Source organism: Sphingobium amiense (assembly GCF_003967075.1).
Taxonomy (GTDB): domain Bacteria; phylum Pseudomonadota; class Alphaproteobacteria; order Sphingomonadales; family Sphingomonadaceae; genus Sphingobium; species Sphingobium amiense.
Map to the genome: position 1 here is coordinate 3,048,952 of NZ_AP018664.1, position 20,813 is coordinate 3,069,764.

The following is a 20,813-nucleotide window of genomic DNA, read 5'->3' on the forward strand; positions in this document are numbered from 1 at the left end:
GTTCGGGATAATCGGTGTCGGCGCCGTGGTCGCGACGACCACGGCGCCGGACGGTCAGAAGCTGTGGTCGATCTGCAACCCGACCGTGAACGGCTGGACCGGGATGAACAGCGGCCGCGTCCGGTCGGTGAGGAAGGTCAGCCCGGTATAGGAACGGTCGTTGAACAGGTTCTTCGCGTAGAGGCGAACCGAAGTCCCGTTTAACTCCACACCGCCGTAGATATCGACGATGTTCTGCGCGCCCATCGGGAAGGGCTGGCCGGTGCCCGCGAGCTGGCTGTTCACCTTGTCCTTGTAGCGATAGGCGATGCCCGCGACCCCGTTGAGGCCGTTGCCGATCTCATGCGCATAGTCCGCCATGGCCGCTGCGGCCCAGCGCGCCGATCCGGGAAGCTGATCGCCGTCCTTGCCGCCCACCCCCGGCGCCGGTGCGGTCAGCTTGGCATCGGTGTAGGTCACGAAGCCGCCCAGCTTCAATCCGTTGCGGAAGGAATAGGAGCTGTTGAGTTCCACGCCCTTGCTGACGGCAGTGTCGCCGTTGCCCGGATAGCTGAAGCCCTGCGAATTGGTCACACGCAACTGAATGTCGGTCCAGTCGATGTAGAAGGCCGACAGTTCAAATTGCAGGCGGCGGTCGAGGAAGAGACCCTTGACCCCCAGCTCATAGTTGGTCAGCCGGTCCGGATCATAGGTTGGCGGCACGCCCAGCAGGGGGTTGCCGCACGTGTCGCACCCGCCGCCGGGGCGATAGCCCGTGGCGATCCGCCCATAGATCATCGCGTCCGGCTGGAAATGATAGCGCGCGTTGACCATCCATGTCGTCACGCCGTCCCACGGGCGCGTCTGGCAGGCATAGGTTCCGCCATTGCCGTAGATGCCGGTGAAGCCCTCGTCGCAGCCTCTGGAACGGTTTTCGCCGTAACGCAGGCCCGCACCGATATCGAACTTCTCGCTGAAGCGGAAAGTGCCGTTCGCGAAAGCGCCCCATTCGGTATAGGTGTTGCGCGATCCCGGCGTGGTGCCCAGCAGCAGGATATTGTTGGGCGCGGGCAGCGGCACGTCATAGGCCGAATAGGCGCGGAAATCGTTATATTCATGCGGCTTTTCCCGCGTGAAGAAGCTGCCGACCATCCATGTGAACGTCTCGTTGTTGGGCGATGCGAGGCGCGTTTCCTGGGTGAATTTCTTGACGCTGTTGTTGAAGATATAGGGGATGAGGGCCGTCGGCGCGCTCGGGACATAGGGAATGCCCGAAAGGTCGATCTGCTGGTTATATTTCATGCTCGCATAGCTGGTGGAGCTGGTCAGCGTCGCGAAATCGAGATCCCAGTCGATCTTGAGCGCGTAATTCTGCGCTCTCTGCCGGTAGGTTTCCGGGAATTTCGTCGAACGCACATAGCGCCCATAGGCAGGCACGCCGGTCTGTCCGACAAGGGTGACGGCGGTGCTGTCGTCCGATGTGATGCGCTGGAACAGCGCGGACGCCTCGATGCTGAGCCGCTCGGTCGGCACGAACAGCGCAGCGACGCGGCCGCCGATTGTCTGGGTGGAATTGGAGTTTTTGCGGCCGATCCCGATATTGTCGATATAGCCCGCGGTTTCGCGGTTATAGATGCTGACCCGAAGGCCGAGCTTGTCGGTCACGACCGGCAGGTTGATCGCGCCGCGCACCCCCCAGTCCAGCCCGCTGGCGGACGCCACATGGGCGATTTCTCCACCCGCCTGAGCCTCGATATTGGTGAGGTCGGGGCGCTTGAGCGAATATTTCAATATGCCGCCCATCGCATTGGCGCCATAGAGCGTGCCCTGCGGGCCGCGCAGCACTTCGACCTTTTCGATGTCGTAGGGCATGAGGTCGAGCGTATAGGCGCCCCCGCGCGCACCGCCAAAGCCGCCCGCCGAAGCGCCGGTCGGCTGATCGTCGATATAGGTGACGACCAGCGGAGCGTTGAAAGAATTGTTATAGCTGGTGGCCAGACCGCGAATGACGACGCCGTTCTGGCCCGGCGCACCGCCGTTGGAGATCGCGACGCCCGGCATATAGGCCGCGATGTCCGCCAGCGATGCCGCGCCCCGCTTGGCGAGATCCGCCGCCTGGATGACGGACATGGCCAGCGGCACTTCGGTCAGCTTTTCCGACCGCTTCTGCGCCGTGACCACGATCTCCGGGTCGTCGTTCGCCCGGCTGGCCGCAGCCGTCTGGGCGTGGGCAGCGCCCGCCATCAGCAATGCGGAAGACGCCTGCGCTGCGATAAGGAAGAGACTTTTCGCGGATCGACCGCGGAACCGGCGCGCGCGCGCCTCGCCCGGAACGACCGAAGTGTCGCAAAAGCCGATATATCCCCGTTTCTTATCCTGTTCCACGATACCCCCTTTTGCTCTTCAGCATTACGATTCTCGCCGATTCACAATGATCGGATCGGGGGGAAATCTCTCTGCTTCTCGTTCGGGAAATTGGGCAGGCGGTTCTTTCTGCCGCCCCGCGCGGGCCTGCGGCTTCTAAAGCCGGGACCGGGATGTTATGCTCAATGTTGCTGCTCCATGACGGCAGTCGAAAAGCGCGGGTTTTTCAGAATGGACAGCACCGACTATCGGACTTTGATAGATCCATCAACGACCCATGCGGGACTCTATTCGCAGGCCGGTGTGTATGCCAAGGGCGACGGCGTGCAGTTCCGCTCCGCCGAGGGCGACCGGTCTCATCCCAAATTTTTTCATGAGGCGGTCAGGATTTCGGACGGCGCCTACCTGCTGATGACCGAACTCTCGCCGACCGACGACAGGAGCCAGGTGCAGGTCGTCGACGGCGACGACTGGCTCCATATCCAGTTCCGTTTCCGCGGCGCGGGATATGAACATGTCGGGGAACGGCATGTCGTCGAAACGCCCGAGCGCTCCTGCATCGTGTCGCGCTATCCCGACGGGTCCGTCATCAATCGCAAGATCGAGTGCGCGGACGTATGGAAATATGCATGCCTCTATCTCTGCCCCAGCGCCTTTGCGAACCTGCTCGACATTGACGAGACGGTCCTTCCGGAAAGCAGCAGTTGGATGGCAAAGCGCCGTTCGGGCGAGTTTCGTTATCAGACCCTGCCGATCAGCCCGATGATGATGGCCCCGCTCAGCGACATATTCGCGTGCGAGTTTCGCGGTCCGGCGCGGCGCACTTTCATGCGCGCGAAGAGTCTGGAGATACTGGCGACCCTCACGCACGCGCTCGACAGCGCGGACATGAGCCGTTCGGAGAAGGAACTGCGGCTCAATCACTCCGACTTTTCCAAGCTCGCGGCGGCGCGGACGTTCATGATGGACGATCTCGAACAGCCGCTCTCCCTTGCATCGCTCGCGCGCAAGGTGGGCCTGAACCGGACCAAACTGGCGCAGGGTTTCAAGGCGACCTATGGCGACAGCGTTCACGCCTACTGGCGCGATCTGCGGCTCAACCATGCGCGGGAACTGCTCAAATCGGGGCAGGTCAGCGTGACCGAAGCGGCCTTCAGCGTCGGATATTCCGACATTTCGGCCTTCACCCGCGCATTCCACAACAAGTTCGGCCTTCGCCCCAAAGCCTTCAAACCCTCGACGTCCAATATGAAATGACCCTGCCGATCCGGCACGGTCTTCACTGAGAGACTTGGAGCGGCCGAGGGGATGCAAACCCTCGACCCACCTTACCAATCGTCAACACCCGTGAGCGTTCAGGGTCGCCTTTCGGCCGTCATCCCTGACGGTTGGCCACCAGATTTTCCACCACTGAGGGGTCCGCAAGCGTGCTCGTGTCGCCCAGCGCCTGCGCCGACACCTCGCCTTCCGCGATCTTGCGCAGGATGCGGCGCATGATCTTGCCCGACCGGGTCTTGGGCAGGCCGGGCGCGAACTGGATCGCGTCGGGCGTGGCGATGGGACCGATCTCGGTCCGCACCCACTGCACCAGCGTCCTGCGCAGCGCGTCGTCGCCCTCCTGTCCGCTGTTCAGCGTCACATAGGCATAGATGCCCTGCCCCTTGACGTCATGGGGGAAGCCCACGACCGCCGCTTCGGCGACCGCTTCGTGCAGCACCAGCGCGCTTTCGACCTCGGCGGTGCCCATGCGGTGCCCCGACACGTTGATGACGTCGTCGACGCGGCCCGTGATCCAGTAATAGCCGTCCGCGTCGCGCCGCGCACCGTCGCCGGTCGTATATTTGCCGGGGAAGGTCGTGAAATAGGTCTGGAAGAAGCGCTCATGATCGCCCCACACCGTGCGCATCTGCCCCGGCCAGCTCCGTGCGATGACCAGATTGCCTTCGATCGCTCCGTCCTGCACCCTGCCCTCCGCATCGACGATCTGCGGCACCACGCCCGGCATCGGCAGCGTCGCGGAGCCGGGCTTGAGGTCGGTCGCACCCGGCATCGGCGCGATCATCGCGCCGCCCGTCTCGGTCTGCCACCATGTGTCGATGATCGGGCAGCGCCCTTCGCCCACCACATTATGATACCAGCGCCACGCTTCGGGATTGATCGGTTCGCCCACCGTGCCCAGCAGCCTGAGGGACTGGCGGCTGGTCGCATGGACGAAGCCGTCGCCTTCCTTCATCAGCGCGCGCAGCGCAGTCGGCGCGGTGAAGATCGTATGGACCTGATGCCGGTCCACCACTTCCCAGATGCGGCTCGGCGTCGGCCAGTTGGGCACGCCTTCATACATCAGCGTCGTCGCCCCGTTCGCCAGCGGCCCGTAGACGATATAGCTGTGCCCCGTGACCCAGCCGATGTCCGCCGCGCACCACCACACATCGCCCGGCCGATAGTCGAAACAGAGTTCGTGGGTCAGGCTCGCCCACAGCAGATAGCCGCCGCTCGTGTGCAGCACCCCCTTGGGCTTGCCGGTGGAGCCGGAGGTGTAGAGGATGAACAGCGGGTCTTCCGCATTCATCGGTTCGGGCAGGCAGTCCGCCTCCACGCCCGCCATCTCCTCATGCAGCCACAGGTCGCGGCCATCCTCCATATGCACGTCGCCGCCGGTCGCCTTCACGACCAGCACCGTCTTGACGCCGGGGCAGTCCTTCAGCGCCGCGTCGACATTGGCCTTGAGCGGCACCTTCCTGCCCGCGCGGCATCCTTCGTCGGCGGTCACGACCAGCGTCGAATCGCAATCCTGCAACCGCCCCGCCAGCGCCTCTGGCGAAAAGCCGCCGAACACGACCGAATGGATCGCGCCGATGCGTGCGCAGGCCAGCAGGGCAAAGGCCGCTTCAGGGATCATCGGCAGATAGATGGTGATGCGGTCGCCCTTCCGCGCGCCCGCTTTCTTCAGCACATTGGCAAGCCGGCACACCTCTTCATGGACCTGCCGGTAGGTGTAGCGGCGCGGCGCCGCATCGGGCGAATCGGGTTCCCAGATGATCGCGGTCTGATCGCCGCGCGTGGGCAGATGCCGGTCGATGCAGTTGACGCTGACATTGAGCTGCCCGTCGGCGAACCACTTCACCCCGAAATCAGCTTCGTCGAAGCTGCTTTCGTCGGCCTTCGTCGGCGTCCTGATCCAGTCGAGCCGCTTTGCCTGCTCCAGCCAATAGGCTTCGGGCGCCTCGATCGACCGCGCATAGTCCGCCGCACGCCCCGCCCGGTCGAAAGCGGCTTCCTCCGCCCAGATCTTCGGCACAGGGAAGAAATCGTCAGACATCCGGCATCCTTTCGACACATCATTCTCGCAATCGCGGCTCCTTCTATCGCCATGATTGCGGGATCGAAAGGGCAGGCAGCGCGCTTTATCGCCGTTCTTCGGGCCGATACGATCCGCGCGGACCATGCCCCGGCATTTTGCCGCTTCCCCACGGGCACGCGCGCGCCTAACAGGAAACGCCTATGTGGCTGCTCTATCAATTCCCGCTCTGCCCCTTTTCGCGCAAGGTCCGGCTCCTCCTTGGGGAAAAGGGCGTGGGGTACGATCTGGTGCGCGAATCGCCCTGGGCGCAGCGGGACGAGTTTCTCGACCTCAATCCCGCCGGCACGACGCCGGTGATGGTGGATCAGGACAAGGGGCTGACGCTGATCGACAGTCAGGCGATCTGCGAATATTTCGAGGAGACGGTGGAAAAATTCCCGCTGATCTCCGGCGCGGCGGCGGCGCGGGCGGAGGTGCGGCGGCTGACCGCTTTCTTCGACCAGAATTTCTACGGCGATGTGGTCGGCCCGCTGCTGCATGAGCGGATGAAGAAGCGCCTGATCGAACGCGCGCCGCCCGACGCGCGCGTGCTGCGCGAGGCGATGAAGCGCGCCAATGTCCACATGGACTATATGGACTATCTGCTCGACCACCGGAGCTGGATGGCGGGCGCGACCCTCAGCCTCGCCGACATCGCAGCGGCGGCGCACCTGTCGGTCGCGGATTATCTGGGCGGCATCGACTGGGCGGGCCATGAGCCGGTGCGCCGCTGGTATGCGGGCTTCAAGTCGCGCCCGTCCTTCCGCCCCCTGCTGTCAGAGCGGATGGAGGTCATCACCCCCCCGCCCCATTACGAGAAGCCGGACTTCTAGTCGGCTTCCGCCGCCAGATAGACACGGTTGCGGCCATGTTCCTTGGCGAGGTAAAGCGCCCGGTCGGCGGCCTTGAGCGCGGCGCGCGGGTCTTCATAGGCCAGCACATTGGCGACCCCCGCGGAAAAGCTCACCCGCTCCATCCGCTCGCCATTGGCGCGGTTGACGAGACTGCGCCCCGCCAGATCCTGCCGCACCCGGTCCACCGCCTCGCAGGTTTCGCCCGCCGTCTTGCCGCGGAACAGCATCACGAACTCCTCGCCGCCGTGCCGCGCAACATGGCAGCGGTCGTCGGACGCCTTGGACAGCAGGCCCGCCACGAATTTCAGCACCCGGTCGCCGGTATCGTGACCATGGGTGTCGTTGATGACCTTGAAATGGTCGATGTCGCAGAAGGCGACCGATAGCTGCTCGCCATTTTCCTGCGCCAGCGCCAGTTCCTCGCGCAGCACGCCTTCGAAGGCGCGGCGGTTGGGCAGGCCGGTCAGATGGTCGTGCTCGGCGGCGCGGCGCGCATTTTCGAGGCTCGACTTGAGCGCCTGCGTCTGTTTCTGGTTTTCGCGCAACTGGCCTTCGACCTGCCGCGTCTTTTCCACCATCGACCGGGTCAGGCCGACGAGGCGCGCGAGCACCGGCTCATTGTCGCCTTCGCCCGTTAGATCCTTGGCATGTTCCTGCAGCGCCGCGCCATAATCCTTCGCGGAATTGCGCGATTCATGCATCAGCCCGCTGAAATGGGTCAGATTTTCCTCGACCTTGTCGAGCATCGACGCGAGCGATTCGGGCGTTACTTCATCGGCCCGCTGCCCGGCGGAAAGCGCTTCGACCCACCCGTTCGTAATCTTGCCGCGCTCCATCAGCACAGCCTTGATCGCCTTTTCGACCCCCACATTGGCGCCGGTCAGATAATCCAGCGCGACGCTGAAATTGACGGGCGTCAGGTCGAGATCATGGGCGAAGAGGAAATCGCCGATGTCGTTATAGAGCTGGCGGCGGCGCACGACCTCGCGGTTGGCGGCGGTCCCGGCGCGCGCGCGCTGCGGCTCCTCGCCCTCTGCTATGTCGTCCTCGGTCTCGGTGCGGCCCGACAGGCCTTTGGCCCAGCGCGCGAGACGATCGGTCAGCCCATGATGGCCGCCAGCGGAAGGTGATATTGCCCCAGTCATGCCGGTCATAACGGCAGCGGCTCAATATCCTTAAACCGCCGCTTACCGATTTTCGTTCAGATGTCGGCGGCGATCAGCCAGTCGCGGAAAATGCGCACCGCCCGCGTCTGGAGCGCGCGGGGGCGGCACACGAACATGTAGCGATAGGGGCTTTCGACCCGGATCGGGAACAGCCGCACCAGCCGCGAATCGCCCGCCTGCTCGAAATGGCTGGCGTGCATCACCGCGACGCCCAGCCCCTGCGCCGCCGCCTCCAGCATGAGCTGGCCCGAATCATAATTGTCGATCGCCAGCGGCTGCAACTCGGGCAGGCCCGCCGCTTCTTTCCACGCGTCGAAGGACAGCGCCATATCGCGGTGCAGCAGGACGGTCTGCTGCGCCAGTTCCTCCGGCGACTTCAACGCCTGCGGCCCTTCGAGCAACTGGCGCCGGCCAATCAGGTAGATTTCCTCATGGTCCAGTTCATGCGCATAGAGCGCCGGGTCCATGTCCTTGGCGACCAGCACGATCGCCGCGTCCAGCCCTTCGCCCAGCCGCGCCACCGCATGAGGCGTCGTCTCGATGTCGATATGGAGCTGCGGATGCTGTTGCCGCAACTGGCCCAGATGGGGGAACAGGCGCTGCGTGGCGAACAGCGGCATCACCGCCAGCCGCAGCCGTAACTGGTTGCCGCCGCTCTGGATCGTTTCCAGCGCCTGACTGAGCGAATCGAGCGCGGGCGCGATGTCGTCCAGCAGCCGCTGGCCGTCGACATTGATCTCCAGCGCCTGATGCTTGCGGTCGAACAGCGGGCGGCCGATGAAGCGCTCCAGCGCCTGCACCCGGCGGCTGAGCGCGGGCGTGGACAGCGCCAGTTCCTCGGCCGCGGCTTTCACCGAGCCAAGGCGCGCGACCTGCACAAAGGCCTCCAGGGCCGTAAGGGGCGGCAATCTGCGCATCGATCCGTCACGTTTCCGAAGCCCATCCGCTGCGCCGCGTCAATTCTCTTTATCGAACAGCCGCATCCGGGTCTCAAGCATCCTCCCCCTAATGAGCCGGAAATCCGTGGAAATGGCAAGATGCAAAATTTGCAACCGAATGTTGCTTTTCGCAGTTGCAATATCCCGTGCCGCAGTGCACATAGAACGGGCCTTTCAGGCATCCTCTCCTAAAACTTTTCGGGCTGGCCTTCGGGTCGGCCCTTTTTTTGTTCCGCATCGGCATCGCCTGCGGGGACTTTCCGAATGCCACTGCGTTTCCTATGTCGTTTCGCATCAGCAAAGACGAGGATGGCACGTGGCCGATCAGGAAAGCACCGGACGGAAAATTCAGGTGGCCAACGCCCGGCCGGAGGATGCGGGGCGCGGGCTGGCGCGGCTTCCCATCGCGGTCATGGCCGAGTTGCAGCTTTCCGAAGGCGACGTGATCGAGATCGCGGGCAAGCGCAATACCTCCGCGCGGGTGGTGCGCCCGTACAAGGAGGATGAAGGCCTCGACGTGCTTCGCCTCGACGGGCTTCAGCGCGCCAATGCCGGTGTCGGCTCCGGCGATTTCGTCCAGATCGAAAAGGCCGACCCCCGCCCCGCCCAGCGCGTCGTGTTCGCGCCTGCACAAAACAACCTCCGGCTTCAGGGCAATCCCGATGCGCTCAAGCGGGTTTTCTTTCAGCGTCCGCTCTCGGCGGGCGACATCGTCGCGACCTCCGGGCAGCAGCAGGTGCCGCCCGGCGACATGCCGCCCCAGCTTCGCCAGATGCTCGCCGCGCCTGCCTACGCGCTTCAGGAAATCCGCCTCGTCGTCGTATCGACCACGCCCAAGGGCATCGTCCGCATCGACGCGGAAACCGAAGTCGAACTGCGCGCCGAATATGAAGAGCCGCGCGAATCGCGCCGCGCTGACGTCACCTATGACGATGTCGGCGGCATGGCCGAAACCATCGACCAGCTCCGCGAGATGGTCGAGCTGCCGCTGCGCTATCCCGAACTGTTCGAGCGCCTCGGCGTCGATCCGCCCAAGGGCGTGCTGCTCCACGGCCCGCCGGGCACGGGCAAGACCCGCCTCGCGCGCGCCGTCGCCAATGAATCCGACGCCGAGTTTTTCCTCATCAACGGGCCGGAGATCATGGGGTCTGCCTATGGCGAATCGGAAAAGCAGCTTCGCGAGATTTTCGAGGCGGCGGCCAAGTCCGCGCCGTCGATCCTCTTCATCGACGAGATCGACTCGATCGCGCCCAAGCGCGGCCAGGTGACGGGCGAGACCGAAAAGCGCCTCGTCGCCCAGTTGCTGACGCTGATGGACGGCCTCGAACCGCGCACCAACCTTGTCGTCATCGCCGCGACCAACCGGCCCGAAGCCATTGACGAGGCGCTCCGCCGCCCCGGCCGCTTCGACCGCGAGATCATCGTCGGCGTCCCCGACGAGCGCGGCCGGCGCGAGATCCTAGGCATTCACACGCGCGGCATGCCGCTGGGCGACCGGGTGGACCTCTCCGAACTCGCGCGCATGACCTATGGCTTTGTCGGCGCGGACCTCGCGGCGCTCAGCCGGGAAGCGGCGATCGAGACGGTGCGCCGCTTCATGCCCCGCCTCAACCTGGAGGAAGGGACGATCCCGCCCGACGTGCTGGAGGAACTGTCCGTCACGCGCGAGGATTTCATGGCCGCGATCAAGCGCGTCCAGCCGTCCGCCATGCGCGAGGTGATGGTGCAGGCGCCCAATATCGGCTGGGCCGACATCGGCGGTCTCGACGACGCGCAGATGCGCCTCAAGGAAGGGGTCGAGCTGCCGCTGAAAGACCCCGACGCCTTCCGCCGCATCGGCATCCGCCCGGCCAAGGGCTTCCTGCTCTACGGCCCGCCCGGCACCGGCAAGACGCTGCTGGCGAAGGCCGTCGCGCGCGAAGCGCAGGCGAACTTCATCGCCACCAAGTCGAGCGACCTCCTGTCCAAATGGTATGGCGAGAGCGAGCAGCAGATCGCCCGCCTCTTCGCCCGTGCGCGGCAGGTGGCGCCGACCGTCATCTTCATCGACGAACTCGACAGCCTCGTGCCCGCGCGCGGCGGCGGACTTGGCGAACCGGCGGTGACGGAGCGGGTGGTGAACACCATCCTTGCCGAAATGGACGGGCTGGAGGAACTGCAATCGGTGGTGGTGATCGGCGCGACCAACCGGCCCACGCTGGTCGATCCGGCGCTGCTCCGCCCCGGCCGCTTCGACGAACTGATCTATGTCGCGGTCCCCGACAGGGCGGGCCGGGCGCGCATCCTTGGCATCCACACCGGTAAAATGCCGCTCGCCGACGATGTCGACATCGACAGCCTCGCCGAACGGACCGAGCGCTTCACCGGCGCGGACCTCGAAGACCTCGTCCGCCGCGCGGGCCTCGTCGCGCTGCGACAGTCGCTCAGCGTCGACAAGGTGACGCAGGCGCATTTCGAGGAAGCGCTGGAGGAAACGCGCGCATCGGTCACGCCCGAAATGGAACGCGAATATGAGCAGATCCAGTCTCAGCTCAAACAGCGCGCGATGCAGGTCGACCCCATCGGCTTCGTGTCGCCCGGCATGGTCCGGTCGCGCACGCAGGGCGACTGAGGCGGGACCGTCCGCGCGATAACCTATGTGACGGCGGCGGACGGAAACCCATCCGCCGCCGCCGCGTTCATGACAATCGGGTTGCAGCCATCTTGCCAGCGGGCGCGGGATTTGCGAATCGCAACCATCGGATCGAACAGGCGAGTGTGAATGGCCTCTATTCCCTTGAAGAAGAGCAGGACGGGCGGACAGACGGGCGCGCGGGCCTTTTTCAGCCAGTGGGGCATGTTCTTCCGCCAGTTCGTCCGCCATCCCGGCATGATCGGGTCGATCATTCCCTCCTCATCCGCGCTGGTGGACCGGATGCTGGAAACGGTGGACTGGCGCGGCACGCGCCTGTTCGTCGAATATGGGCCGGGCGTGGGCACCTTCACCCGCACCATCCTCGACCGGCTGCCCGCCGACGCGACGCTGCTGGCGATCGACCTCAATCTCGATTTCGTCGCCTATCTGGAGGCGCAGATCGACGATCCCCGCCTGCGCGTCGTCCACGGTTCCGCCGCCGACGTGCGCCGCTTCATTCGGGAAGCGGGCCATTATCAGGCGGATTATGTTCTCTCGGGCATCCCTTTCTCGACGTTGCCGGGCGGCGTGGGCGCGGCAATCTGCGCGGAAACACGCGCCGCGCTGCGGCCGGGCGGGGCGTTCCTCATCTACCAATATTCGCGCTTCGTGCGCCGCCTGCTCGCACCGGTCTTCGACGATGTGACCGACGAGCGCGAATGGCGCAACATCCCGCCCTGCCACCTGATCCGCGCCACCCGGACGCAGGATCTGGCGCAAGCCGCCTGACCGGCCGCAAAATCGCCCGTCTCCCCTGAATAGGGTATGCGCCCCGGTTCGGACGGGCATAGAAATCCACGCGCGGCGGATTTCCGTCCCGTCGACGGCCGGACCATTCGCGACCCATGGTCCGGTCGTCGGCCTAAGCCGCCTCCAGCGCTTCCACCGGCCCGGACTTTCATGCTAAGGCGCGCCGACCCTTTCGGCGAGACCATCCATGAACGACCTGACACAGACGCCCGAAATGCTGATCGCCACGATGGGCGGCCGCGCCAGACAGGCCGCCGCGTCGCTGGCGCAGGCGACAGATGCGCAAAAGGCCGACGCGCTGCGCCGCGCGGCGCAGGCGTTGCGGGATCATGCGCCGGACATCCTCGCCGCCAACATGCGCGATATGGAAAACGCCGCCGCCAACGGCCTGTCGCCCGCGATGCTCGACCGGCTCCGGCTGGACGAAGCGCGGCTGGAAGGCGCAGCGGCGGGCGTCGAACAGGTCGCCAGCCTCGACAATCCGCTGGGTCAGGTGATCGACACGCAGGTTCGCCCCAACGGGCTGGAGCTGAGCCGCGTCCGCGTGCCTCTGGGCGTCATCGGCATCATCTATGAAAGCCGCCCCAATGTGACGGCCGACGCCGCCGCCCTCTGTCTACGCGCGGGCAATGCGGTCATACTGCGCGGCGGCAGCGAGGCGAAGGAAAGCAACCGCGCCATCCACGCCGCCATGATCGAAGGCATCACCGGCGCGGGCTTGCCCGCCGACTGCGTGCAGCTCGTCCCCACGACCGACCGGGCGGCGGTGGGCGCGCTGCTGAAGGCAGCGGCCTTCATCGACCTCATCGTGCCGCGCGGCGGCAAGAGCCTTGTCGCGCGGGTGCAGGAAGAAGCGCGCGTGCCCGTGCTCGCGCATCTTGACGGCATCAACCACAGCTATGTCGATGGCGCGGCGAACCCCGCCATGGCGCAGGCGCTCGTCGTCAACGCCAAGATGCGGCGCACGGGCGTGTGCGGCGCGACCGAAACCGTGCTGATCGACCGCGCCTATGGGCAGGCGCCCGCGCTGGTCGGCGCGCTGGTCGAGGCGGGCTGCGAAGTGCGCGGCGACGCAGCGGTGCAGGCGATGGACGCGCGGGTGAAGCCCGCCACCGACGAGGACTGGGACACCGAATATCTCGAAGCCATCGTCTCGATCCGGCAGGTCGATGGGGTGGACGACGCCATCGCCCATGTCGCCGCCCATGCCAGCCACCACACCGACGCGATCATTACGGAAGATGCGGACGCCGCCGCCCGCTTCCTCAATGCGGTGGACAGCGCCATCGTCATGTGGAACGCCTCGACCCAGTTCGCCGATGGCGGCGAATTCGGGCTGGGGGCGGAAATCGGCATCTCGACCGGGCGTCTCCATGCGCGCGGGCCGGTGGCGCTGGAGGGGCTGACGACCTATAAGTGGATCGTGCGGGGCACGGGACAGACGCGCCCCTGACCGCCCTGTCCTATGCGGCGCGACCCTGCGATTTTCGGCACTATGATCTGATCGGGACTTTCCGATAGGATCAGGAGTGCGTAACTTTATGTCAAAACTTGCGGGAAATATGCGAAGTTAAGGGCGCGATATCCTATCGCCCCTTCACCACCCCGTCGATGGCCCGGAGCGTTTCCAGCATCGGCCCGACCCAGTCGAGCGGCAGCATGACCGGCCCGTCCGAAGGGGCATGATCGGGATTGTCATGCGCTTCGGCAAAGATCGCCGCGACGCCCGCCGCCACCGCGCTGCGGGCGAGCAGGGGCGCAAACTCGCGCTGCCCGCCCGACGCCGAACCGAGGCCGCCGGGCTGCTGCACCGAATGGGTGGCGTCGAACACCACCGGATAGCCGGTCTGCGCCATCACCGGCAGCGCCCGCATGTCGCTCACCAGCGTATTATAGCCGAAACTCGCCCCCCGTTCGGTCAGCAGGATGCGCTCATTGCCGGTCGACGCCACCTTCTGCGCGACCGCCGCCATGTCCCAAGGGGCGAGGAACTGCCCCTTCTTGACATTGACCACCGCCCCCGTCCGCCCCGCCGCCAGCAGCAGGTCGGTCTGGCGGCAGAGAAAGGCCGGGATCTGGAGGATGTCCACCGCCTGCGCCGCCGCCTCGACCTGCGTCGCGTCATGAATGTCGGTCAGGACCGGACAGCCCAGCGTCGCCCTGACCTCCGCCAATATCGCCAGCCCCGCGTCGATCCCGACGCCCCGCTGGCCCGACACGGACGTGCGGTTCGCCTTGTCGAAGCTGCTCTTGAAGATGAAGGGCACCCCCGCCGCGCCCGCCGCCTTGGCCAGCGCCTCCGCCATGAACAGCGCATGGTCGCGGCTCTCGATCTGGCAGGGACCGGAAATAAGGACGAAGGGCAGGTCGTTGCCGATGGCGATCGGACCGACGCTGACATGCTTGGGACTGGTCATGGCGCGGTCACTTGGGCGCTTTTACGAAGCGGCGCAACAATTGTCCGCGCCACAGCCCCTTGCCCGGATGATAGTTCCAGCAGAACCAGCCAAAGACGAGGCAGGCGAGCAGCGACGGCAGCGCCATCGGATCGCCGTTCGACCGCATGTGACGGTAAAAGGTCAGGTCGGCGTGCCAGCGGTCCCGCTCGCTCCCCCCGCCGTTGATGCCATACATATTGTCATGTTTGCGGCAGCCGACATTGCGGTTGTATTTGCGATGGTCGATGAAATAGCAGTAGTCGCGTTCGGGCGTGGTCATGCGCGCGATTAGGGCGGGACCGTTGGAAAAGTTCAAGCGTAAAGTCTTTTATCTCGGCGGCTTCGACCCTCGCGGCGTGCGTTTCTACCACCAGCTCTATCGGGAGCAGGCCGCGCGCTACACGGCGCTGACCGGCGAAGCGGTGGAGGTGAGCGGGCGGCAGGCCGGGCCTTCGGGCGCCGCCATATCCGCCGGCTGGACCGTCACCAACGCGACCGCCGGGGTCGAGACCGACTATGAATATCTGCGCTGGGAAGACCTCATCGGGAAGGTCTGGATTCGCAATCCCCTCTCCCTCGCCATCAGGTCCGCGCGCGCCTATGTGGGGCACGCCCGGCACATGGACTTCCTCCGCATGCGGCGGCTGCGCAGGGGACCGGTCATCACCATCCTCTATCCGCCGCTGTTCGCCCTCCTGATCCCGCTGCTCCTCGCGCTCGTTCCCGCGCTGGTCCTGTCGCCGCTGCTGCCATGGTGGGCGGCCGCGCTCGTCGGGGTCGGGGTGAGCGCTCTCCTGTCAGGTCGCATCCTCGCCAAGCTGGTGGTGCCATGGCTGCTGCGTTTCATGACCTATCATGGCGCGCTGGCGCGGCACGGACCAGGCGAAGCGCTCGACGAGCGGCTCGACGCCTTTGCCGCGCGGATCGCATCGGAACTGGACGGCGACTGGGACGAGATCCAACTCGTCACCCACAGCGCGGGCACCATCCTTGGCATGCGCCTGCTGCGCCGGGTGATCGCGCTGCGCGGCGGCCATCTGCCGGATCGGTTCGCAATGCTGGGACTGGGACAGGTGGTGCCGGTGATCGGCCTGCGCCGCGACGCGCGCTGGTATCATGACGACCTGAGGGCGCTGGCCGACCAGTCCTTCCGCTATATCGACATCAGTTCCCCGCCCGATGGCGCGGCCTATTTCGACGTCAACCCCTTCACCCTCGTCGCGCCCGCCCACGCCGCGAGGGTCGACATGCTCTCGCCGCGCTTCCACCTCTTCTACGAGCCGGAAAATTATCATGGCGGCTGGTCGAACAAATATGAGGCGCATTTCGACTATCTGCGCGTCGGCGACCGCCTGTCCCCGCTCGACTTCATAAGCCTGACCGCCGGACCCCGCACCGTCGATCAGGCCGTCGCCGCCTTCAGGACGATTCCGTGACCGACCTTTTTACGCCCCCCTACCCCCAGCCGCCCAAAAGCAAGCGCGGCCTCGTGAAACGCTTCCTGCGCGGCTGGCATAGCTGGATTCACGTGCTCTTCGACAAGAGCTATACGATGAAGATGGGCGAGATCCGCCTGCCCGGCCGCACCATGTATATCGCCAACGAACTGAGCCTGGTGGACCAGATCCTTCGCGGCGGCACCGCTTACCCCAAGCATAGCGAACTGGTCCGCAACCTCGATCCGCTGATCGGCAATTCGGTCTTCTCCGCCAATGGCGAGGATTGGGAAAGCCAGCGGGCGATGGTGAACCCCGCCTTCGCCCACACCGCGCTCGGCCGCTCCATGCCGCTGATGGTCGCGGCAGCCGACGACCTGCTCGCGCGGATCGAGGCGGCGAGGCAGGCGGGCGGGCCGGTCGACATCGACCCGATGATGACCCATGTCGCCGCCGACATCATCTTCCGCACCCTGTTCAGCGAGACGCTGGACGCGCGACGGTCCAACATCATCCACACCGCCTTCGGCAAATTCCAGCGGCTCGCCCACAGCGCCTCGATGCTGCGGCTCTACGGCATTCCGGCGGGCTGGTTCGAAAGGCGCTCGCGGGGCCCGGCGAGGTCGATCCATGACGTGTTCCGCCCGATCGTCGAAGCCCGCTACGAAGGCTTTCATGCGCGCGGCGAACAGGGAACACGCGACATCCTCCAGTCGCTGATCGAAGCGAAGCATCCCGACACCGGCGCGCATTTCACCTGCCAGCAGGTCATGGAACAGGTATCCACCATCTTCCTCGCGGGTCATGAGACATCGGCGAGCACGATGACCTGGGCGCTCTACATGCTCGCTGAATGCGCGCATATTCAGGATCGGGTGCGAGAAGAGGTGGCGGGGATCGCGGGCGACCGGCCGCTGACCGGCGCGATGCTCAAGGACATGAGCCATGTGCGCAACATCTTCCGCGAAACGCTGCGCCTCTATCCGCCGGTCTCCTTCCTGCCGCGCGAGGTGACTTGCCCAATGGACATGCGCGACAAGCATCTGGAAGCGGGCGCGATGCTGGTGGTCGCCCCGTGGCTCACCCAGCGCAACCGCGACAACTGGGCCTGTCCCCATGCCTTCGACCCGGACCGCTTCGACGATCCCGCTAATGCGGAGATGGCGAAGCAGGCATGGTTCCCCTTCGGCCGGGGACCGCGCGTCTGCGTCGGCGCGGGCTTTGCCCAGCAGGAAGTCATGACCGTGATCGCCAGCGTCGTGCGCCGCTACCGCATCGCCGTGCCGCCGGGGTTCACGCCCGAGCCGATCAGCCGCCTCACCATCCGCCCGCGGACGGGCATGCCGCTGCTCTTCACGCCGACATAAGGGGGGCGGGTGACAGGATGAGGGAGAAATGGTGCTGCCATGGCAGCCCTCCAGCACAGGTCGCTCCCAATGTTGCGCCATCTTACGCCCAATGCGTCGTCGCCAGCCCATGCACGAGCGAATTCCCGGTACGTGTTGATTGCTGCTGAGAAGTGACCCGGGGTTTTCATCGAGAAGTGACCCACCTTGCGATTATGTTTCGGATGTCAGGGGTGGGTCAAGATGGGGTTTTCTCCTTCCGGGTTTTGGGCTGCTGAGCGGAGCTGTTCTTGAACCTGAAGCTGTCGTTGCCGGTCTCGAGGATGTGGCAGTGATGGGTGAGCCGATCGAGGAGCGCGGTGGTCATCTTGGCATCTCCGAACACGGTGGCCCATTCGCTGAAGCTGAGGTTGGTGGTGATGATGACGCTGGTGCGCTCGTAAAGCTTGCTCAGCAGATGGAACAGCAGGGCGCCGCCTGAGGCGCTGAACGGCAGATAACCAAGCTCGTCGAGGATCACGAGATCGGAGTGGGCAAGCCTTCCGGCGATCTGCCCTGCCTTGCCCTGCGCCTTCTCCTGTTCCAGCGCGTTGACCAGCTCGACCGTGGAGAAGAACCGCACGCGCTTGCGATGATGCTCGATGGCCTGGACGCCTAGGGCGGTGGCGATGTGGGTCTTGCCGGTTCCGGGTCCGCCGACCAGCACGATATTGTCGGCCACGTCCATAAACTCGCAGCGGTGAAGCTGGCGGACCAGCGCCTCGTTGACCTCGCTGCTGGCAAAGTCGAAGCTCGCCAGATCGCGATAGGCCGGGAACCGTGCGATCTTGAGCTGATAGGATACCGACCGCACTTCCCGTTCGGCAGTCTCCGCCTTCAAAAGCTGGGACAGGATCGGGACGGCCGCGTCGAACGCGGGCGCGCCTTGCTCCATGAGATCGGTGACGGCCTGCGCCATGCCATGCATCTTGAGGCTGCGCAGCATGACGATGATGGCGCCGCTGGCGGGATCATGACGCATGGCGGTTCTCCCCGCGCAGCGCATCATAGCGTTCCACATTGGCAAGGGGCTCGCTGACCAGCCTCAGCGCCTGGGGCGCCGTGATCGGCGGTGTCGTCAGCGGCTTGCCGTCGATCAGCCGGTGCAGCAAGTTGAGGATATGGGTTTTGGTCGGAACACCGGACTCCAGCGCCATGGTAACCGCGCGCAGTACGACCTGCTCGTCATGATGCAGCACCAGGGCAAGGATCTCGACCATCTCTCTGTCGCCGCCGGGAGCGCGCAACAGATGGCGCTGTAACCGCTGGAAGGCATCGGGCATCTCTAGGAACGGCGCGCCATTGCGCAGGGCGCCAGGCTTGCGCTGGACCACTGCCAGATAATGGCGCCAGTCATAAACAGTGCGTCCTGGCCCATCATGGGATCGTTCGATGATGCGCTGGTGTTCGCACAGCAACTGCCCCTCGGCCACCACGAGGAAGCGGTCGGGATAGAGCCGCACGCTGACAGGGCGGTTGGCAAAGGATGCCGGCACGCTGTAGCGGTTGCGCTCCAGATGGACGAGGCAGGTCGGTGAGACCCGCTTGCCATATTCGACAAAGCCGTCGAACGGCCTGCCCATCGGCATCAGGCTTGCCACCTCCTCGGCCCAGGCATCAGCGACAGAGCCCGGTTCGATCCCGTGCGGGATATCCTGCCACAGCGCCTTGCAGCGATCCTCCAGCCAGCTGTTCAGGGCGTCGAGCGTCTCGGTCTGGGGAACGGGCTGCCACAGGCGATGCCGCGCATCCTGGACGTTCTTCTCGACCTGCCCCTTCTCCCAACCCGCTGCCGGATTACAGAACTCTGCCTCGAACAGATAATGGCTCACCATCGTGAGGAAGCGGGCGTTGACGGTCCGATCCTTGCCGCGCCCGACCTTGTCGACGGCAGTGCGCATGTTGTCATAGATGCCGCGGCGCGGCACCCCGCCCAGCACGCGGAACGCGTGATTATGGGCGTCGAACAGCATCTCGTGGGTCTGGAGCAGATAGGCTCGAACGAAGAAGGCCCGGCTGTAGCTGAGCTTGAAGTGTGCAACCTGCAGCTTGGTGCGGACACCATCGATGATCGCCCAGTCCTCGCTCCAGTCAAACTGGAATGCTTCACCCGGTGCGAACGACAACGGCACGAAGGTGCCCTTGCCGCTCATCTGCTGCTGGCGGCGATAATCATCGCGCCAGGCACGAGCAAAGGCCGCGACACGGCCATAGGACCCGTCAAAGCCCAGGCTCACCAGATCGGCATGCAACTGCTTGATCGTGCGCTTCTGCTTGCGCGATCGGCCCATCTCTCGCCTGAGCCAGACCGTCAGCCGATCGACGAACGGATCCAGCTTGCTCGGCCGCTCGGGCACTTTGAACTGCGGCTCGACTGTGTCTGACCGCAGATATTTACGGACCGTGTTGCGGGATAGACCGGTACGCTTGGCTATCTCCCGGATCGACAGATGATCGCGGTAATGCCAGCGCCGGATGACGCTCAATAATGCCATGTCCAACACTCCATGGTCCCCCGCTCAAAGCCAGGGACGTGTTCAAACATGGGTCACTTCTCAGTGAAAATTACTGGCTTCCCCGGGTCACTTCTCAGCGGCAATCAACAGACCTTCGAAGGTTTGCTTGCCGATATGGGTCAGGACACGCTTGAGCAGGAGAATACGATAGCGGACAGACAGCTGCTCGCACTCGGATTCGAACCGGGCAATATAGGCATCGATCCCGACGGAGACCTTCGTCCCCTTTTCGGTCTCACCGGAATAGGCTTTGACCAGCTGCTGGTGATAAAGGTCGTCGGCAAATCGATATGCCTGATGTTCGTCGGTGCTGCGGGTGGACCTGTAGATATATCCCGTCTGACCCGGTGCCTTCACCCGGCACATCCAGGTGGGTTTCTTATAATCCCCGCGCAGGAAGAGGTAGATACCTCCATCGCGAAAACTCTTGGACACCAGCACATTCTTGCCGGTCATCGATTCACCGTCCGGAGATTCGCTGGAGGAACCCGTTGGTTTGCTGGTCTGAGATTTTCCCAAAATCCGTCTCTCATATCCGGTATCCGTATGCGATCCGTATATGCAGGGTTTCGACAATTTCGGGAACTGGGGTTCTTCTAACCCCTTGATTTCTGGAGCGGGCGAAGGGATTCGAACCCTCGACCCCAACCTTGGCAAGGTTGTGCTCTACCCCTGAGCTACGCCCGCTCTGGCGGCCGGGACAAGTGTCTCTCGGCGGGTGGCGGGGAACTAGCAGCGGTCGGCTTGAGGGGCAAGGGGTGAATCGCAGAAAATTCAGATTCTCCCCGCCGCTTCTTCATCCCCAGCAAATTCAGGGATTTGCCCCTGGACCGCCGCATCGGCGATCCACCCCTGCCCCGTGCAGACGCACCCCGCTATCGTTGCGATACGCGATTCGACCCCTTCGCCTGGTAACGCTGTCATGATAGAAACCCGTCGGAAACGAAGGCCGGGATCGTTTTGGCTTCCCCTT

16 protein-coding genes and 1 tRNA gene are annotated in these 20,813 nt (G+C 64.7%); 7 read left to right on the top strand and 10 right to left on the bottom strand.

What is annotated here, in order from left to right; translation table 11 throughout:
* Positions 1-54: 54 nt before the first annotated feature.
* Positions 55-2,364 carry a TonB-dependent receptor gene (locus tag SAMIE_RS14860; protein WP_066702323.1) on the bottom strand — a complete coding sequence of 770 codons (2,310 nt, stop codon included), beginning with the start codon at positions 2,362-2,364 and terminating at the stop codon, positions 55-57.
* A gap of 177 nt (positions 2,365-2,541) precedes the next feature.
* On the opposite strand from SAMIE_RS14860, the gene SAMIE_RS14865 reads away from it, so the two are divergent.
* Complete coding sequence (locus SAMIE_RS14865) at positions 2,542-3,600, top strand: helix-turn-helix domain-containing protein (RefSeq protein WP_083952588.1); 1,059 nt, start codon at positions 2,542-2,544, stop codon at positions 3,598-3,600.
* A 118-nt stretch (positions 3,601-3,718) separates the two neighbouring features.
* Here the strand turns inward: SAMIE_RS14865 and acs are convergent, their stop codons facing one another.
* Complete coding sequence (gene acs, locus SAMIE_RS14870) at positions 3,719-5,662, bottom strand: acetate--CoA ligase (RefSeq protein ID WP_066702315.1); 1,944 nt, start codon at positions 5,660-5,662, stop codon at positions 3,719-3,721.
* A 182-nt stretch (positions 5,663-5,844) separates the two neighbouring features.
* Here acs and SAMIE_RS14875 point away from each other — a divergent pair, with 182 nt between their 5' ends.
* Complete coding sequence (locus SAMIE_RS14875) at positions 5,845-6,516, top strand: glutathione S-transferase family protein (RefSeq protein WP_066702312.1); 672 nt, start codon at positions 5,845-5,847, stop codon at positions 6,514-6,516.
* Here SAMIE_RS14875 and SAMIE_RS14880 read toward each other — a convergent pair.
* Positions 6,513-7,682 carry a GGDEF domain-containing protein gene (locus SAMIE_RS14880; RefSeq protein ID WP_126516934.1) on the bottom strand — a complete coding sequence of 390 codons (1,170 nt, stop codon included), beginning with the start codon at positions 7,680-7,682 and terminating at the stop codon, positions 6,513-6,515. The two genes, SAMIE_RS14875 and SAMIE_RS14880, sit on opposite strands and share 4 nt — an antisense overlap.
* A gap of 56 nt (positions 7,683-7,738) precedes the next feature.
* Entirely contained in the window at positions 7,739-8,620 is an 882-nt protein-coding gene (locus SAMIE_RS14885) for a LysR substrate-binding domain-containing protein (RefSeq protein WP_126516857.1), read from the bottom strand.
* Positions 8,621-8,957: 337 nt separating this feature from the next.
* Here SAMIE_RS14885 and SAMIE_RS14890 point away from each other — a divergent pair, with 337 nt between their 5' ends.
* The 3 genes from SAMIE_RS14890 to SAMIE_RS14900 all read left to right on the top strand — a co-directional run bounded on the left by SAMIE_RS14890 (position 8,958) and on the right by SAMIE_RS14900 (position 13,518).
* Complete coding sequence (locus SAMIE_RS14890) at positions 8,958-11,252, top strand: CDC48 family AAA ATPase (protein WP_126516858.1); 2,295 nt, start codon at positions 8,958-8,960, stop codon at positions 11,250-11,252.
* 150 nt (positions 11,253-11,402) lie between these two features.
* Positions 11,403-12,044: a class I SAM-dependent methyltransferase gene (locus SAMIE_RS14895; RefSeq protein WP_126516859.1), complete on the top strand. Its 642-nt coding sequence runs from the start codon at positions 11,403-11,405 to the stop codon at positions 12,042-12,044.
* A 208-nt stretch (positions 12,045-12,252) separates the two neighbouring features.
* A complete protein-coding gene (locus SAMIE_RS14900) occupies positions 12,253-13,518 on the top strand; it encodes a glutamate-5-semialdehyde dehydrogenase (RefSeq protein WP_126516860.1) in 1,266 nt (421 codons plus the stop codon).
* Between the two features lie 133 nt (positions 13,519-13,651).
* On the opposite strand, the gene kdsA is transcribed toward SAMIE_RS14900, so the two are convergent.
* Positions 13,652-14,482 (bottom strand): 3-deoxy-8-phosphooctulonate synthase, encoded by an 831-nt coding sequence (kdsA, locus tag SAMIE_RS14905; protein WP_126516861.1) that lies wholly within the window; start codon positions 14,480-14,482, stop codon positions 13,652-13,654.
* 7 nt (positions 14,483-14,489) lie between these two features.
* Positions 14,490-14,783: a hypothetical protein gene (locus SAMIE_RS14910; protein ID WP_126516862.1), complete on the bottom strand. Its 294-nt coding sequence runs from the start codon at positions 14,781-14,783 to the stop codon at positions 14,490-14,492.
* Between the two features lie 22 nt (positions 14,784-14,805).
* Here SAMIE_RS14910 and SAMIE_RS14915 point away from each other — a divergent pair, with 22 nt between their 5' ends.
* Positions 14,806-15,939 carry a hypothetical protein gene (locus SAMIE_RS14915; RefSeq protein ID WP_126516935.1) on the top strand — a complete coding sequence of 378 codons (1,134 nt, stop codon included), beginning with the start codon at positions 14,806-14,808 and terminating at the stop codon, positions 15,937-15,939.
* Positions 15,936-17,306 (top strand): cytochrome P450, encoded by a 1,371-nt coding sequence (locus SAMIE_RS14920; RefSeq protein WP_126516863.1) that lies wholly within the window; start codon positions 15,936-15,938, stop codon positions 17,304-17,306. Before SAMIE_RS14915 ends, SAMIE_RS14920 begins: the two co-directional genes overlap by 4 nt.
* Positions 17,307-17,523: 217 nt before the next feature.
* Here the strand turns inward: SAMIE_RS14920 and istB are convergent, their stop codons facing one another.
* The 4 genes from istB to SAMIE_RS14940 form a co-directional block, all read right to left on the bottom strand.
* On the bottom strand, positions 17,524-18,306 hold the full coding sequence (istB, locus tag SAMIE_RS14925) for an IS21-like element helper ATPase IstB (RefSeq protein WP_126516718.1): 783 nt from the start codon (positions 18,304-18,306) through the stop codon (positions 17,524-17,526).
* On the bottom strand, positions 18,296-19,819 hold the full coding sequence (istA, locus tag SAMIE_RS14930; RefSeq protein WP_126516717.1) for an IS21 family transposase: 1,524 nt from the start codon (positions 19,817-19,819) through the stop codon (positions 18,296-18,298). The genes istB and istA overlap by 11 nt, the downstream gene beginning before the upstream one ends.
* 87 nt (positions 19,820-19,906) lie before the next feature.
* On the bottom strand, positions 19,907-20,296 hold the full coding sequence (locus SAMIE_RS14935; RefSeq protein WP_126516864.1) for a hypothetical protein: 390 nt from the start codon (positions 20,294-20,296) through the stop codon (positions 19,907-19,909).
* Positions 20,297-20,452: 156 nt separating this feature from the next.
* Positions 20,453-20,527, bottom strand: a tRNA-Gly gene (locus SAMIE_RS14940).
* Positions 20,528-20,813 lie beyond the last annotated feature (286 nt).

What these genes read in the sequence shown, in the direction of transcription:
- SAMIE_RS14865 (WP_083952588.1), top strand. Translation starts at nt 2,542, where the DNA reads ATGACGGCAGTCGAAAAGCGCGGGTTTTTCAGAATGGACAGCACCGAC.
- acs (WP_066702315.1), bottom strand. Translation starts at nt 5,662, where the DNA reads ATGTCTGACGATTTCTTCCCTGTGCCGAAGATCTGGGCGGAGGAAGCC.
- SAMIE_RS14875 (WP_066702312.1), top strand. Translation starts at nt 5,845, where the DNA reads ATGTGGCTGCTCTATCAATTCCCGCTCTGCCCCTTTTCGCGCAAGGTC.
- SAMIE_RS14880 (WP_126516934.1), bottom strand. Translation starts at nt 7,682, where the DNA reads ATGACTGGGGCAATATCACCTTCCGCTGGCGGCCATCATGGGCTGACC.
- SAMIE_RS14885 (WP_126516857.1), bottom strand. Translation starts at nt 8,620, where the DNA reads ATGCGCAGATTGCCGCCCCTTACGGCCCTGGAGGCCTTTGTGCAGGTC.
- SAMIE_RS14895 (WP_126516859.1), top strand. Translation starts at nt 11,403, where the DNA reads ATGGCCTCTATTCCCTTGAAGAAGAGCAGGACGGGCGGACAGACGGGC.
- SAMIE_RS14900 (WP_126516860.1), top strand. Translation starts at nt 12,253, where the DNA reads ATGAACGACCTGACACAGACGCCCGAAATGCTGATCGCCACGATGGGC.
- kdsA (WP_126516861.1), bottom strand. Translation starts at nt 14,482, where the DNA reads ATGACCAGTCCCAAGCATGTCAGCGTCGGTCCGATCGCCATCGGCAAC.
- SAMIE_RS14910 (WP_126516862.1), bottom strand. Translation starts at nt 14,783, where the DNA reads ATGACCACGCCCGAACGCGACTACTGCTATTTCATCGACCATCGCAAA.
- istB (WP_126516718.1), bottom strand. Translation starts at nt 18,306, where the DNA reads ATGCGTCATGATCCCGCCAGCGGCGCCATCATCGTCATGCTGCGCAGC.
- istA (WP_126516717.1), bottom strand. Translation starts at nt 19,819, where the DNA reads ATGGCATTATTGAGCGTCATCCGGCGCTGGCATTACCGCGATCATCTG.
- SAMIE_RS14935 (WP_126516864.1), bottom strand. Translation starts at nt 20,296, where the DNA reads ATGACCGGCAAGAATGTGCTGGTGTCCAAGAGTTTTCGCGATGGAGGT.